Origin of the sequence: Capnocytophaga sp. FDAARGOS_737 (assembly GCF_009730375.1) — a bacterium.
Classification (GTDB): Bacteria; Bacteroidota; Bacteroidia; order Flavobacteriales; family Flavobacteriaceae; genus Capnocytophaga; species Capnocytophaga leadbetteri.
The window spans coordinates 2,332,129-2,346,618 of the sequence record NZ_CP046316.1 but is presented as its reverse complement, the minus strand read 5'-3'; the positions used below and the strand labels follow the sequence as shown (position 1 = coordinate 2,346,618).

General features: G+C 42.4%; 14 protein-coding genes. All 14 read left to right on the top strand.

Annotated elements, in window-relative coordinates; genetic code table 11:
* The first annotated feature begins 156 nt into the window (after nucleotides 1–156).
* The gene (locus FOC45_RS10380; RefSeq protein WP_009391593.1) at nucleotides 157–987 is read left to right on the top strand and encodes a 1,4-dihydroxy-2-naphthoyl-CoA synthase; all 831 of its coding nucleotides are present in this window, start codon (nucleotides 157–159) and stop codon (nucleotides 985–987) included.
* Nucleotides 975–1,397, top strand: coding sequence for a phosphoheptose isomerase (locus tag FOC45_RS10375; protein WP_009391595.1), 423 nt, complete (start codon nucleotides 975–977; stop codon nucleotides 1,395–1,397). Before FOC45_RS10380 ends, FOC45_RS10375 begins: the two co-directional genes overlap by 13 nt.
* Nucleotides 1,398–1,435: 38 nt before the next feature.
* Nucleotides 1,436–1,795 carry a hypothetical protein gene (locus FOC45_RS10370; protein ID WP_009391596.1) on the top strand — a complete coding sequence of 120 codons (360 nt, stop codon included), beginning with the start codon at nucleotides 1,436–1,438 and terminating at the stop codon, nucleotides 1,793–1,795.
* A gap of 61 nt (nucleotides 1,796–1,856) precedes the next feature.
* Complete coding sequence (locus FOC45_RS10365; protein WP_009391598.1) at nucleotides 1,857–2,636, top strand: (Fe-S)-binding protein; 780 nt, start codon at nucleotides 1,857–1,859, stop codon at nucleotides 2,634–2,636.
* Nucleotides 2,637–2,661: 25 nt separating this feature from the next.
* Nucleotides 2,662–5,127 carry a zinc-dependent metalloprotease gene (locus FOC45_RS10360; RefSeq protein ID WP_034539571.1) on the top strand — a complete coding sequence of 822 codons (2,466 nt, stop codon included), beginning with the start codon at nucleotides 2,662–2,664 and terminating at the stop codon, nucleotides 5,125–5,127.
* The gene (locus tag FOC45_RS10355) at nucleotides 5,127–6,323 is read left to right on the top strand and encodes a Bcr/CflA family multidrug efflux MFS transporter (protein WP_009391602.1); all 1,197 of its coding nucleotides are present in this window, start codon (nucleotides 5,127–5,129) and stop codon (nucleotides 6,321–6,323) included. Before FOC45_RS10360 ends, FOC45_RS10355 begins: the two co-directional genes overlap by 1 nt.
* 7 nt (nucleotides 6,324–6,330) lie before the next feature.
* Nucleotides 6,331–7,437 carry a beta-ketoacyl synthase N-terminal-like domain-containing protein gene (locus tag FOC45_RS10350; protein ID WP_009391603.1) on the top strand — a complete coding sequence of 369 codons (1,107 nt, stop codon included), beginning with the start codon at nucleotides 6,331–6,333 and terminating at the stop codon, nucleotides 7,435–7,437.
* Between the two features lie 38 nt (nucleotides 7,438–7,475).
* Nucleotides 7,476–7,712, top strand: coding sequence for a hypothetical protein (locus FOC45_RS10345; RefSeq protein ID WP_009391604.1), 237 nt, complete (start codon nucleotides 7,476–7,478; stop codon nucleotides 7,710–7,712).
* A 57-nt stretch (nucleotides 7,713–7,769) separates the two neighbouring features.
* Nucleotides 7,770–8,315 carry a four helix bundle suffix domain-containing protein gene (locus tag FOC45_RS10340; RefSeq protein ID WP_009391606.1) on the top strand — a complete coding sequence of 182 codons (546 nt, stop codon included), beginning with the start codon at nucleotides 7,770–7,772 and terminating at the stop codon, nucleotides 8,313–8,315.
* Between the two features lie 830 nt (nucleotides 8,316–9,145).
* Nucleotides 9,146–9,805, top strand: a complete 660-nt coding sequence (locus FOC45_RS10335) for a hypothetical protein (RefSeq protein ID WP_009391612.1) — start codon at nucleotides 9,146–9,148, stop codon at nucleotides 9,803–9,805.
* A 41-nt stretch (nucleotides 9,806–9,846) separates the two neighbouring features.
* On the top strand, nucleotides 9,847–10,011 hold the full coding sequence (locus tag FOC45_RS10330) for a hypothetical protein (RefSeq protein WP_009391614.1): 165 nt from the start codon (nucleotides 9,847–9,849) through the stop codon (nucleotides 10,009–10,011).
* 58 nt (nucleotides 10,012–10,069) lie between these two features.
* Nucleotides 10,070–11,599 (top strand): Eco57I restriction-modification methylase domain-containing protein, encoded by a 1,530-nt coding sequence (locus tag FOC45_RS10325; RefSeq protein WP_009391616.1) that lies wholly within the window; start codon nucleotides 10,070–10,072, stop codon nucleotides 11,597–11,599.
* A 27-nt stretch (nucleotides 11,600–11,626) separates the two neighbouring features.
* Nucleotides 11,627–11,989 (top strand): hypothetical protein, encoded by a 363-nt coding sequence (locus FOC45_RS10320; protein WP_009391617.1) that lies wholly within the window; start codon nucleotides 11,627–11,629, stop codon nucleotides 11,987–11,989.
* A gap of 45 nt (nucleotides 11,990–12,034) precedes the next feature.
* Complete coding sequence (locus FOC45_RS10315; RefSeq protein ID WP_009391618.1) at nucleotides 12,035–14,479, top strand: GIY-YIG nuclease family protein; 2,445 nt, start codon at nucleotides 12,035–12,037, stop codon at nucleotides 14,477–14,479.
* Nucleotides 14,480–14,490: the final 11 nt, after the last annotated feature.

Here is a 14,490-nt window from a genome sequence, read left to right as displayed (position 1 = left end):
CCGCCCCGTTAGATTTGTCTAATAAGTCTGCCCCATTGGACTTGTTTGAAAACCATAGTACCTACAAAATAATTGACAATCTACAAATTGGCTAATTGACAAATTATTACTACCTTTGCCTCCTAAATAACTTTTCATTTTTCACTTTTCACTTATATGAACTGGATAACCGTAAAAGAATACGAAGATATTACGTATAAAAAATGCGACGGGGTGGCGCGTATCGCCTTCAACCGTCCTGAGGTGCGCAATGCATTTCGCCCTAAAACCACCTCCGAACTCCTCGATGCCTTCAAAGATGCTTACGAGGACATCAATATAGGCGCCGTATTGCTCTCTGCCGAAGGTCCTTCGCCTAAAGATGGCGTGTGGAGCTTTTGTAGTGGGGGCGACCAAAAAGCGCGTGGTCACCAAGGCTATGTGGGCGACGATGGCTATCATCGCCTCAACATCCTCGAGGTGCAACGCCTTATTCGCTTTATGCCCAAGGTGGTAATTGCCGTAGTCCCTGGTTGGGCTGTGGGGGGCGGACACTCATTGCACGTAGTCTGCGACCTTACCCTCGCCAGCAAAGAGCACGCTATCTTTAAGCAAACCGATGCCGATGTAACCAGTTTCGATGCCGGTTATGGCTCAGCTTACCTTGCCAAAATGGTGGGACAGAAGAAAGCGCGCGAAATCTTTTTCTTAGGGCGCAATTATTCCGCTCAAGAGGCTTTCGAGATGGGTATGGTAAATGCGGTTATACCTCATAACGAACTCGAAGCTACCGCTTTTGAGTGGGCGCAAGAGATAATGGCCAAATCGCCTACTTCTATCAAAATGCTGAAGTTCGCGATGAACCTCACCGATGACGGTATGGTAGGGCAACAGGTATTCGCTGGTGAAGCCACCCGCCTTGCTTATATGACCGATGAAGCCAAAGAAGGGCGCGATGCCTTCCTCCAAAAACGAAAACCTAATTTTGAAAAGAAATGGATACCGTAAAATTTACGCTAAAAGAAGATGCTCAAGGCAATAAGAACCCTATATTGCCAGAAGGGGTGAAAAACTACCTCATCGATATTGATGGCACGGTAGGCGAGGACATCCCTAATGAAGAGCCTGAACGTATGGCTACTGCTGAGGTATTCCCCGATGCGCTGGCACAAGTAAACAAATGGTATGACGACGGACACGTTATTTACTTTTTCACCTCGCGTACTGAAGAGCATCGCGAGGTTACTGAGCAGTGGCTCAAAAAGCACGGCTTCAAGTATCACGGCATCATCTTTGGCAAACCTCGCGGCGGCAATTATCATTGGATAGACAATCACATCGTAAAAGCCACCCGTTACAAAGGCAAATTCACCGATTTTATCCTCAAAGAACAAACCGTAGAAGTATTCAACGATTAGTCAATGAGCAAATTGGCAAATCGACAAACTATTTTAAAATGAAAGAAACCGTTAAAAACAAGATTAAAAAATGGTTACTTGATATAGATCGTCAAGAAAACTTACCTAATGATATTGTCGCACTGAATTTCAATATCTCAGAACCTTATGAATTAGAGCTTATAGGTTCTTCTTGGTATGATGATGAAGACCCTGATTGGGCTTGCGAAGACGATTTTGTACCCGATGACTGCTTTTTACCTTTAGATGAAATACCTGAAGAAGTTCATTGGGAACAAGTACTCTCAATGATTACTGAAATTCTTAAAGAAATAGTAGCTGAAAACAGTATTAAACTCTTTAACGTACAACATATAGCTATAGGTTTTGTAGATGGCGATTTACAAATCGTAAAATAAGCTACAACCCATACGACTCACACTAAATTTACTAATTTGCTAATTTTCAAATTAGAACAGTATGATAAAAACAATGGCAGAACTCGCAGCACAAGGCGAAACCCCCGAAGTACTCTTTTGGGTAGGCTGTGCCGGTAGTTTTGACGACAGAGCGAAACGTATTATCAAAGCCTTTGCTCACCTTTTGCAGAAAGCAGGGGTGCGCTTTGCTGTGCTTGGCACCGAAGAGAGTTGCACTGGCGACCCCGCTAAGCGCGCCGGCAATGAGTTCCTTTTTCAGATGCAGGCAATGATGAATATAGAGGTGCTCAATAGTTATCAGGTCACCAAGATAGTCACTACTTGTCCGCATTGTTTCAACACTATCAAAAACGAATATCCAGCCTTGGGCGGCAATTACGAAGTAATGCACCACACCCAGCTGCTCAAAACCCTTATCGATGAGGGACGGCTAACGGTTGAAACCGGCACTTTCAAAGGCAAACGCATCACTTTTCACGACCCCTGCTACTTGGGCAGAGCCAACAAGGTCTACAACGCACCGCGCGAACTCCTCAGCAAGTTAGAAGTCGATTTGGTAGAGATGAAAAAGTGCAAATCTCGTGCTATGTGCTGCGGTGCAGGTGGGGCACAGATGTTCAAAGAAGCTGAAAAAGGGGATAAGGAGATAAATGTACTCCGCACCGAGCAAGCCCTCGAAGTGCGCCCTGATATTATCGCTACCGCTTGTCCGTTTTGCAATACGATGATGACCGATGGAGTAAAGACAAAAGAGAAAGAAACACAAGTGAAAATATATGATATAGCCGAACTGATGGCAAATGAAAATCCTATTCTGTAGAACCTATAAATTATTATTTGAAAAAATGAAAAAGAACATTTTTTTGCTCCTTTTGGCAGCTACAACCCTGTCTTTTGCGCAGAAAACTACAGCCGTAAGAGACACTATTGCTAAGGACACGACCAAAACAAAGGTGACTGAAAAAACACCCGAACAAAAACGCGCTGAAGAGTATGCCAAACTCATCAAAAAAGGAGGCATAGAGCGCAACGGACTTTTTACTGTACGAAAAATAGAGGAAAAATGGTATTTCGAAATACCCGACACCCTCTTAAATCGCTACTTGCTGTGTGTTACCCGTCTGAAAACCGCTCCTGATAACTTCGGAATGTACGCGGGCGAAAAGGTAAACGAGCAGACCATTTACTTCGAGCAACGCACCGACAAAACCCTTTCGCTGCGCGCTTTTGTAAATGTACAACAGGCTGATAGCACCCACAATATCTATACAGCGGTAGCCAACTCGAGTGCTAACCCTATCATTGCGTCTTTCAATGTCATAGGTCGCAATCCTAAGACGAAAAGTCAGCTGATTGATGTTACTGATTTCTTCAAGCAAGATAATAACATTACCAGTTTTTCATCTAGCTTCAAGACCTCGCAGAAGTTAGGCAATGCTGCCCTCGACCGCTCGTATGTAGAAGATGTACGCCCTTATCCTATCAACGTAGAAATCAATGCGATGCGAACCTTTTCGGCATCGCCTAGCAATATACCCGCTGCCAATCGTGTAGGAGCGGTAAGCGTGGGGCTAAACGTTTCGATAGTATTACTGCCCAAAGAGCCAATGGCTAAGCGTCTTTTCGACCCTCGTGTAGGCTTTTTTGCTAGCAGATTTGTGAAGTTTGGCGATGACCAGCAACGCACCGAAACCGAAGCCTACATACACCGTTTCCGTTTAGAACCTCGCAAAGAGGATATGAAGAAATACCTAAAAGGGCAATTGGTAGAACCTAAAAAGCAAATTGTTTTCTACATAGACCCAGCCACACCTAAGCAATGGCAAAAATACCTCATCTTAGGGGTAAACGATTGGAATGTAGCTTTTGAGCAAGCAGGTTTCAAAAACGCTATTGTAGCCAAACCTTGGCCTAACGACCCTTCTATGAGTATGGAAGATGCGCGCTTCTGCGTTATCAGATATTTGCCTTCTGAAATAAGCAATGCCTATGGCCCTAACATAGCCGACCCTCGCAGTGGTGAGATTATAGAGTGCCACGTAGGTTGGTATCACAACGTGATGAAACTCCTACAAGAATGGTATATGATACAAGCCGGAGCGGTAGATAAGCGCGCACGCACTTTGCCTCTAAATGACGAACTTATGGGCGACCTTATTCGCTTTGTCTCTTCGCACGAAATAGGGCACTGCTTGGGCTTGCGCCACAATATGGGGGCAAGCTATGCCACTCCGGTAGAAAAACTCCGCGACAAGGCGTGGGTAGAAGCGCACGGTCACACCGCTTCTATTATGGACTATGCCCGATTCAACTATGTAGCACAGCCTGAAGACAACATTTCCTCTAAAGGAATTTACCCCCGTGTAGGCGATTACGACAAATGGGCGATAGAGTGGGGTTACCGCTACTATGCTGATAAGTACAAAGATGAGTATGCCGAGCAAGAAGCTCTTGCCGATATTACTACCCAGCGTGTAAAGGCGAATCCTCGTTTGTGGTTTGGTGGTGAAGGCAATAATGAAGACCCTCGTGCTCAACGCGAAGACCTGTCCGACAACGTGATGAAAGCCAACACTTATGGACTTAAAAACCTCAAATACGTAGTACAAAATCTACCTCAATGGACAAAGCAGCCTAATGATAAGTACGATTATTTATTAGGAATGCACCAAGCGGCTACCCAGCAGTACCGCCGTTATTTAAACCACGTACTTAAATACATTGGCAATAGATATGTAGGTTTTGTAGGCGATAAAGAGGTATATAAAGAAGTGCCTAAAGAGAAAGTAAAAGAGGCAGTTGCCTATATAGACCAGCATTTGTTTACCACGCCGCTTTGGTTGTACCCACAAGAGATAACCGATAAAATAGGGGTAGATGTTGATGCCAGCATATTAGGACAGCAAAACACTACTTTAGCCTATCTGTTAGCCGAAGGGGTAGTTTATCGTATTGCTAATCAGGCGTTGGTATCGCAAAACCCTTATACTGCCGACGAGTACCTAAACGATGTATTTGCTGCGGTATGGAAGCCTCTCAACGCTTCTGATGCGCGTCAAAACACTTACAGACGCGGGGCACAACGCGCTTATATAGAGCAATTAGGCAAACTCATCAATCCAGAGAATAAAACTGATAAAATAGCGCTTAACCAAGTGTCTGATGTGCGTATTTTCGCTTTGCAAAATCTCAATAAAGTAGAAAAATACCTACAACAGGCCCTACAAGGTGAAGCCGCTAATAGTATCAACCAACTGCACTACCAACAACTTTTGAAGGATATTAATAACATTAAAGACCCTAAAAAATAGTGCAAGAACCACGTGCCGACTTTTTGTTTGTACTTATCTTGGGCATCTTGTCAATGCTGACGCCTTTAGCGATAGATATGTACCTACCTGCGTTTCTCAATATAGCAAATGACTTTAGTGTATCGCAGGAGAAAATACAAACTACTTTAGCCCTTTTTACTTTCGGATTTGCCTTTGGGCAGCTCTTCTGGGGGCCTTTATCCGATAGTTATGGGCGCAAACCAATTATTCTTATTGGTATAGTAGTGTCGGCATTGGTGTCTTTAGGCATTACCCAAGTGAAGCATATAGAGCACTTCTATGCGTTGCGCTTTGTGCAGGGCTTTTTTGGAGCTTCGCCAGCCGTAGTTACAGGGGCATTGCTACGCGACCTTTTTGCTAAGAATGAGTTTGCGCGGCAGATGTCTATGATAATGATTGTTACGATGATAGCCCCTTTGTTGGCTCCGGTATTGGGTGGTTACCTAACCGACTGGTTTCATTGGCATATTATCTTTTATGTGCTAATGGCATTAGGATTGGTATGCGCTCTATTAGTCTTCTTTAAAATACCCGAAACTCTTCCGCCTGTCAGACGAACGCCTTTAAAGATAGGTAGTATTCTAAAGGTTTTTGGCAGACTGTTGAGCAATAAAAAGGTATTAGGCTATATTTTCTGCAATTCACTTTCGTACTCAGGTATGTTCTGCTTTCTTTCAGCAGGTTCTATTGTCTATACAGGGCTTTTTGGGGTAGCACCTAAGCATTTTGGTTATTTCTTTCTGCTGAATATCCTCGTGATGATGACAGCCACCTCGCTCAATGGTAAATTTGTTACTAAAATAGGCGTAGAAAAATCATTGCGATTAGGGCTCACCATACAGCTAATAGCCGGTGTATGGCTGTTAGTATGCGGTATTTTTCACTTGGGATTATGGGCTACAGTAGTAGGGGTAGCCACTTATGTGGGGCTTGTGTCGGTAGTGTCGAGTAGCGCTAATGCTGCCATATTAGATATGTACCCCGAAGTAGCCGGTACAGCCAACTCGCTTACGGGTATGTTGCGTTTTGGCATCGGCTCGGTAGTGGGTATGCTTCTTGCCCTCTTCACCATTGATACTGAGCGCCCAATGGTCTTTGCTATGGCGATTTGTATAGTAGTGGCCGTTATAAGTTACATAGGGTTGGTAAGAGGCGAGCCGCAAGCGCATAATTAGGAAAAGATTGTTTTTTACAGAGTATAACATAGTGACCCCTTTGGGCTTTGACCTCGTTAGTACTATAGACGCAGTACTACAAGGGCAATCGGGTATTGCAAAACACCCCACTATGGGCAGATGGGCAGCTATTCCCTTATCGAAGATAGACGATGAGGGAATAGCTGCTCAATTTATTACTACCCCTTTCAAAGGAGAGTTTTCGCGCTTAGAGCAATTGCTGCTTTTGGCAGTGCAGCCTCTACTACCACGCATTGCTATCAGTCCGCGTACTGCTTTTATCCTCTCTACTACCAAAGGCAATATCAACAACTTATCTACTGATGCCTCTTTGCCTTATCTCTCTACTTTAGCACATAAAATAGCAACTCAGCTGGGGGTTACCTCTCAGCCTATCGTGCTTTCTAATGCCTGTGTATCAGGAGCAATGGCGCTATCGGTAGCTGACCGATTGCTAAAGGCAGGGGCGTATGATAGTGCAATAATATTGGCAGGCGATGAGATAAGTGACTTTGTACTTTCGGGGTTTCAGTCGTTTCAGGCTATTAGTGCCAGCCCTTGCAAGCCCTACAGTCCGGATAGAGACGGCATCACTTTGGGCGAAGCTACAGCAGCAGCCTATGTAACGGGTGACCCACAAGGGGCTAAGGCGCAACTGTTGGGCAGCGCCTCTATCAATGATGCCGCCCATATATCTGCCCCCTCGCGTACGGGCGAAGGGCTTTACCAGAGCGTACAGCGCGCGCTGCAGGAAGCCCAATTGCGCCCTGAGCAAATAGAGCTTATCAACGCTCACGGCACCGGTACGCGTTATAATGACGAGATGGAGAGTCACGCATTTAGTCGTGCGCAACTGCTTGAGGTACCGCTAAATAGCTACAAAGGTTATTTTGGGCATACCTTAGGCACCGCGGGGCTTTTGGAAACTATCGTCACCATCGAGGCGGCTCGCAGAGGGGTGCTGCTAAAGAGCCTCAATTCTTCAGACAACGGTGTGCCACACCCATTGCATCTTCTAAAAGAATACCAACACCAACAACTAACGTATTTGCTTAAAACTGCCTCGGGCTTTGGCGGTAGCAATACCGCTGTAGTGATTGCTGTTGTTCGGTAATCCTTCGGCGATCGTATAGTGTGAGTGTATTGGGAGGAATGAGAAGGCTGGGAGGAATGGGAAGGCTGGGAAGAATGAGAGGGCTGGGAAGAATGAGAGGGCTGAGAGGAATGAGGGGGCTGGGAAGAATGAGAGGGCTGGGAAGAATGAGAAGGCTGGGAAGAATGAGAAGGCTGGGAAGAATGAGAGGGCTGAGAGGAATGAGGGGGCTGAGAGGAATGAGGGGGCTGGGAGCAGCGATTTTTTCAAAAAAAAGGTTTTTAAATTTTTATTAATAGAGAAAAATTTATTAACTTGCGACCATAATATTTAACCACTAAAAATATAAAACTATGAGTGCCATTCTGAAAAGAAAAGGCGATTACCATAATCTTATTGCCTATAAGAAATCTGTTGTTATTTATGATATTACTTTCTTCTTTACTCAGCATTTTTTGCAAAAAGGTGACCGTGCTATCGACCAAATGCTACAAGCCGCTCGCTCTGGTAAACAAAATATAGCTGAAGGTAACCGAGCTGCCGCTACTTCTACTGAAACTGAAATTAAACTAACTAATGTGGCTAAAGCAAGTCTTGAAGAACTACTAATTGATTATCAGGACTATCTGCGTACTCGTAACAAACTGTTATGGGACGGTTCTAATCCTCGTTATGAAAAAATGCGTGCATACGCTGCTAGTGAACTTATCTTTGACCAATATCATTCTCTTCTGCACAAATATAATGACGAAGCCCTTGCTAACCTCTGCATAACTCTCATTCATCAGACTTCTTTTTTACTTTGCCGACTGCTGGAAAAACAAGAAAAAAACTTCCTAAAAGAAGGAGGAATAAAAGAACGTATGTATCAGGCAAGACTGAACGTTAAAAATAAATGATTTTCTGGGAGGAATGGGAAGGCTGAAAGGACTGGGAGGGCTGAGAGGGCTGGGAAGATTGAGAGGAATGAGAAGGCTGAGAGGAATGGGAAGGCTGAGAGGAATGGGAAGGCTGAGAGGAATGAGAAAGCTGGGGGGAATGAGAAGGCTGGGAAGAATGGGAAGGCTGGGAAGAATGGGAAGGCTGGGAGGAATGAGAAGATTGGGAGGAATGAGAAGATTGGGAGGAATGAGAAAGCTGGGAGGGCTGAGAGGGCTGGGAAGAATGAGAGGGTAGTTTAACTGAATAAAATAAGTTAATTGTTGATTTTATTTTTTTTATTATCAGTGAGTTATGTGTTTTTTGAGCAAAAAACTTTGTGAAAAAATTGCATAATAGGCTTTTTTGTCGTAATTATGCACCCAAAATAAAGATATATTAAAAGCGTTAGCTTTTGTTCTGTTACTCGTGAAAATCTGGAAAATTTTTAAAATAACACAGAAACAAAAGGATAATGCTCCTCCTATTATAGGCGTGAGCTATCTATTTCTGTGTTATTGAGCGATTCCAGACGCTTACGGGTAACAGAGTAGAGTATTAGTTCACGCTTTTTTATGTCTACATTACAAAAAAAATAAAAAAAGCGTTAGCTTTATTCTGTTACCCGTAAAAATCTGGAAAATTTTTGTCAGTAACGCAGAATATAGGTTAGCCTGTAGAGCAAAGGAAGCGCAATAGTGTCTTCCTTTGCTATGAGCTACTATTTTTAAATTTTGCAAAGAGTAGAGCTGCTGTTCCACGCTTTTCAAGCGTTATTTCTTCACTTTGGAACAGGTGAAGGCTCTTTGCTATGGAACTTCCACAAGTAAAATCGAAACAGCGAGTTGCTGACCACGGCGAGGTGTATACTAACCCACGCGAGGTGAATGCTATGCTCGACTTGGTAAAAGAACAGAGCTTTAGCCTTAGCGCTACTTTCTTAGAACCCGCCTGCGGTAATGGCAATTTCCTTATTGAAATCTTACGCCGCAAACTCCGCACTCTCGCTGAACAGTACGGCAAGCAGCCTTTGGCGTATGATACCCATTTGCTACAGGTAGTGGGCAGTATCTATGGGATAGATATATTGTCCGACAATATAGCCGAATGCTGCGAACGGCTTTTTAGTGAACTTTTAGATACTTACGAACAAGTGCAAGGACACTCTTTAGAGAAAGCCCTTGCTGACAGTGTTCGGTTTATAATGCAAAAGAACCTTATTTGTGGTGATGCCCTTACCTACAAAACTGCCGATGGGCAGCCTATTGTTTTCTACGAATGGCTTTTTAGTGAACCTGACTTTACACAAGTAGCTTATCGCACTTTCGATTTTGAGACCACTACCACTGGCAATGTAGGTAAACAGTTGGATATGTTTGGCGCAAACAATGAACTACACGCACAGACCTCACCGTATAAACCCTATTTAGAAATTTGTCAATTTGTCAATTTGCTAATTGACATAGAATAAAAAAAATAAACAATAGTAATAACCTTTAAAATTTAAACAATATGGCAGGAGTAATAGTACATATGATTTTAGGCTTAGTTTTGATGATATTTATTTTCTCAACACAAGACTCTGAAGAGAGAAAGAAAAAACTAAAAATTAAAGCATTGGAAGATATAAAAAGCGGAAAACGTATTACAACGTTTAACATAAATAGCGCTAGGTAGAGCTCTCAGCAATGTAATAGTTTATCAATTTTGACTTGTATGACCAATTAACAATAGTATGGATGTATTAGATTGTTTAGCAAATCTGAGTAATGATGAAGTTTTTACCTCACCAGCGGTTGTAAATCGTATGCTTGATACTTTGCCAGAGGCGTTGTGGAGCGACCCTAATGCTAAGTTTTTAGACCCTTTTACTAAGAGTGGTGTATTCTTGCGTGAGATAGCCAAACGGCTGATGAAAGGTTTGGCAACGGTTATACCTGACCCTCAGGAGCGCCTTGACCATATATTGGGGCAGCAACTTTACGGCATTGCTATTACCCAACTTACGGCACTTATGGCGCGGCGTACCCTTTATTGCAGCAAAGATACTACCGAGTTAGCACACTGCCTTACCGGTATTTTTGCCCAGCAAGGTAACCCTGATGGCAATATTTATTTTGCGCCCTGTGAGCATACCTTCGTTAAGGGCAAGTGTAGCTATTGTGGTGCCACCGAAAGAGAGTTTGGCACCGAGCAACGTAGCGCCCTTGAACAACACGCCTATCTATTTATACATAACAAAAACCCTTATAAAGAAATGCAATTTGATGTAATCATCGGCAATCCACCTTACCAAATGAGCGATGGTAGTGGAGGAAGTTCTGATAGTGCAGTGCCTATCTATAACAAGTTTGTAGAACAGGCTATTATGTTGAACCCTCGCTATTTATGTATGATTATCCCTTCAAAATGGATGGTAGGAGGAAGAGGCTTAAAGAAATTCAGAGAGAATATGGTCGAAAATAAGAAAATTAAAATCTTATATGATTTTGAAAACTCTAAAGATTGCTTCCCAGGTCAAAATCTTGATGGAGGAGTCTGCTATTTTCTTTTGGATAGAGAATATAAAGGAAAAACAGACTATATTTTTAGAAGTAACGAAGGGGAAGAGATAAAATCAAAACGTTTTTTGAAAAACAACTATTTTGAATATATTATACGTAACAATAGAGTCCTTTCTATTATTGAAGAATCATCTTCCGAAGAGAGTTTTTCAAAAATAGTTTCACAAGTAAGACCATATGGTATAAGAGGTTTTTTATTCAATACACCAGAAAGGTATCCTAACTCTAACCTGAGTTTTAAACCTTTTGAAAAAGCTTTGAAGATTTATGGAGTAAAAGGAATTAAGGGAGGGGCTAAGCGTATTATTGGTTATATTTCAAGAGATATTGTAACTAATGGTTTTGATAGTATAGATAAATATAAATTATTTTTTACTACAAGTTATTCAACCAATGCAATAAATCCCCCAGAGATTATAAAAGCTCAACCTAATGAAATCTGTACAGAAACTTTTTTGTTAGTAGGTCCTTTTGACACAGAAAAAGAGCAATTAAACTGTCTTAAATATATGAACACAAAATTCTTTAAGTTTCTTCTTTATTTAGGGAAAGGTACAATGCACGTAACTAAAAGTGTATTTGGATTAATACCTTTACAAGATTTTGATGAGGAATGGACAGACGAAAAGCTATACCGCAAATACGGTCTTACAGCGGAAGAAATAGCTTATATAGAAAAAATGGTAAGACCGATGGAGTAGAATTTTTAATAAACTAAATTGAATAATATGAGAGAAAAACATCGTATATTAAAAATTCTCAATAAAGAGTATAATGATAAAAGTTATAGTGGAACTGATTACACAGAACAAGGCAAATCTTTGAGTGAACAGGATTTACATAGAAAAACAAATATCCATCTTGATAAATTGAATCTTATTCTGAGCTCTTTAAAAAGTTATGACTATATAAAGTCAACTGGACTAGTGGATGATGGAAAAAACTTAATCTATTACTATATTACAGACAAAGGTAGAGATGCATTATTAGAAAGGAGGTTTATATGGTACTTGTCCTCTTCAAAATGGGCATTTATAATATCAATCATTTCATTAATAATATCGGCTTTACAATGGATTTTTCCTCGTTAGAAAACAGTCTAACTCAGCACCTCTTAAATTAATTTTCTAATTATTATGAACATCCCTCGTATTTATGCGTATTCTGATGAGCGTTTCCCTGATTGCCTAAAGGTGGGGTATACTACCCGCACTGCTGAAGAACGCGTGCGCGAGCAAACTGAAGCCGTAAAAATGCCCCAACAAACGTGGCGTATAGAACTCGATGAGCTCGCTATTCGCAATGATGGCACCTTCTTTACCGACCACGAAATTCATCGTGGCTTACAGCGTATGGGGGTGGTGCGTGAAAAAGGCGAGTGGTTTCGCTGTAGCGTAGAACTCCTCAAAGCGTGTATTACCTATGAAAAGACGGGGCAATACAACACTGATGCGACTCGCTATCACAGCTTTGCAATGCGCCCTGAACAACAAAGAGCGGTAGCTATTACGGCTGATTTCTTTAAGAACAACCGGCCAACTGAGGGGCATATACCGCACTTCCTTTGGAATGCTAAAATGCGCTTCGGAAAAACCTTTGCTGCCTATCAGTTGGCTAAAGCGATGGGTTGGAAGCACTTGCTTGTTATCACCTTTAAGCCTGCTGTGGTAAATGCGTGGCGCGATGACCTGCTTACTCATACCGACTTTCAAGGCTGGCAGTTTGTATCGCAGTCGGAGATTGACATCTCGCGGGAGCAAATAGATAAGAAGCGCCCGTATGTGTATTTTGGTTCGTTTCAAGACCTATTGGGCAAAGACAGAGCTACGGAGGGCATTAAAGAACAAAACCAATGGATACACCAAACGCATTGGGATTGTGTGATATTTGACGAATACCACTTTGGGGCGTGGCGCGAAAAAGCACAAGACCTTTTCAATAATCCTAAAACAGAAATAGAAAAGCAACTCAAAAAAGAGTATGAAGACTACCAAGCAGAGGCTAAGACTATAGAAAACGAAGAGGGTAACGATATTAGCTTTGTAGAGGATTTTGATGAGGAAGCACTGCCCATTACGACTAACCATTATTTGTACCTCTCTGGCACCCCTTTCCGTGCGCTGCAAAACGGCGATTTTTTAGAAGACCAGATTTTTAGTTGGACATATACTGATGAGCAGCAAGCCAAAGAGCAATGGCAGGGCGATAATAACCCCTATCTGTCGCTGCCCAAAATGCAGATGATGCTCTACAAATTGCCCCAGAAGGTAGAAGAAATGGCTGAGAAAGGTGATAAAGATGAGTTTGACCTCAACGTGTTTTTTAAAGCTGAAGGCAAGGGGAAGAATGCCAAATTCAAATATGAAACAGCGGTGCAAGGTTGGTTAAGCTTTATCAAAGGGCAATTTTTAGAGGCTAATGAAAGCGACCTAAAAGCAGATATTTTTGCCCCTATGCCTTTTTCGGATGTGGAATTGCTCAGGAACTTGCAACATACTTTTTGGTTTTTGCCTAATGTGTCAGCTTGTGATGCGATGGAAAATCTGCTAAAAGCCAATGTGTTTTTCAAAAGCTATAAGATTATCAACTGCTCGGGCACTAAGGCAGGGATAGGAGAAGAGGCTTTGAGGCGTATGAAACAGCAAATGGGCGACCCTATTACATCGGAGTCGATTACGTTATCTTGTGGTAAGCTCACCACAGGGGTATCGGTGCCTGCGTGGTCGGGTATTTTTGTATTGAGAAGTCTTACCAGTCCGGAGACTTATTTTCAGTCGATTTTTAGGGTGCAGACTCCTTGGGTACTGAAGAACCCGAATAAGACTTCGCCTAACCGCGAGGAAATAGTTAAAACCCTTTGTTATGTGTTTGACTTTGCTCCTGACCGCGCGCTGAAGCAGATAGACCAATACTGCGGTCAGCTGACGATGAATAGCGAGATAAGCAGAGAGCGGGCAGTAGCTGAGTTTATACACTTTTTGCCGGTACTTTACTACGAAGGGGGACGATTAGACGCTATTAATGCACAGGATATATTAGACAAAATTATAGTGGGAACAACTGCTAACCAGCTGGTGCGCCGTTGGGAGAGCAATCTGCTGGTGAATGTAGATACCCTTACCTTAAGTCGCCTGATGAACAACGCTGAAGCGATGGCTGCTTTGGAGAGTATAGAAGATTTTCGTTCGCTGCGCGATGATATTACCACTATGATTAACAAGAGTGAGAAGATAAAGAAAGCCAAGAAAGAGGCTGCTGAAAAAGGAGAAAAGCCCGATAAGAAAATAACTGAAGAAGAAAAAGAATATAAAACGAAGCGCGGCGAAATACAGAAGAAGTTGCGCAAGCTCGCTACACGTATTCCGTACTTTATGTACCTGACTACCTATCGTGAAGAGACTTTTTACGATGTAGTGCGGCGCTTGGAACCAGAGCTTTTTAAGCGTGTGACGGGGCTTACTCAGCAACAGTTTGAGTTGCTTGCCTCGCTGGGTGTTTTCAATAAGGGATTGATGAATGATGCTGTTTATAAATTTAAACGCTATGAAGATGAAAGTTTTGTAACCCTGAGGGTATATTAAGAATACTCATA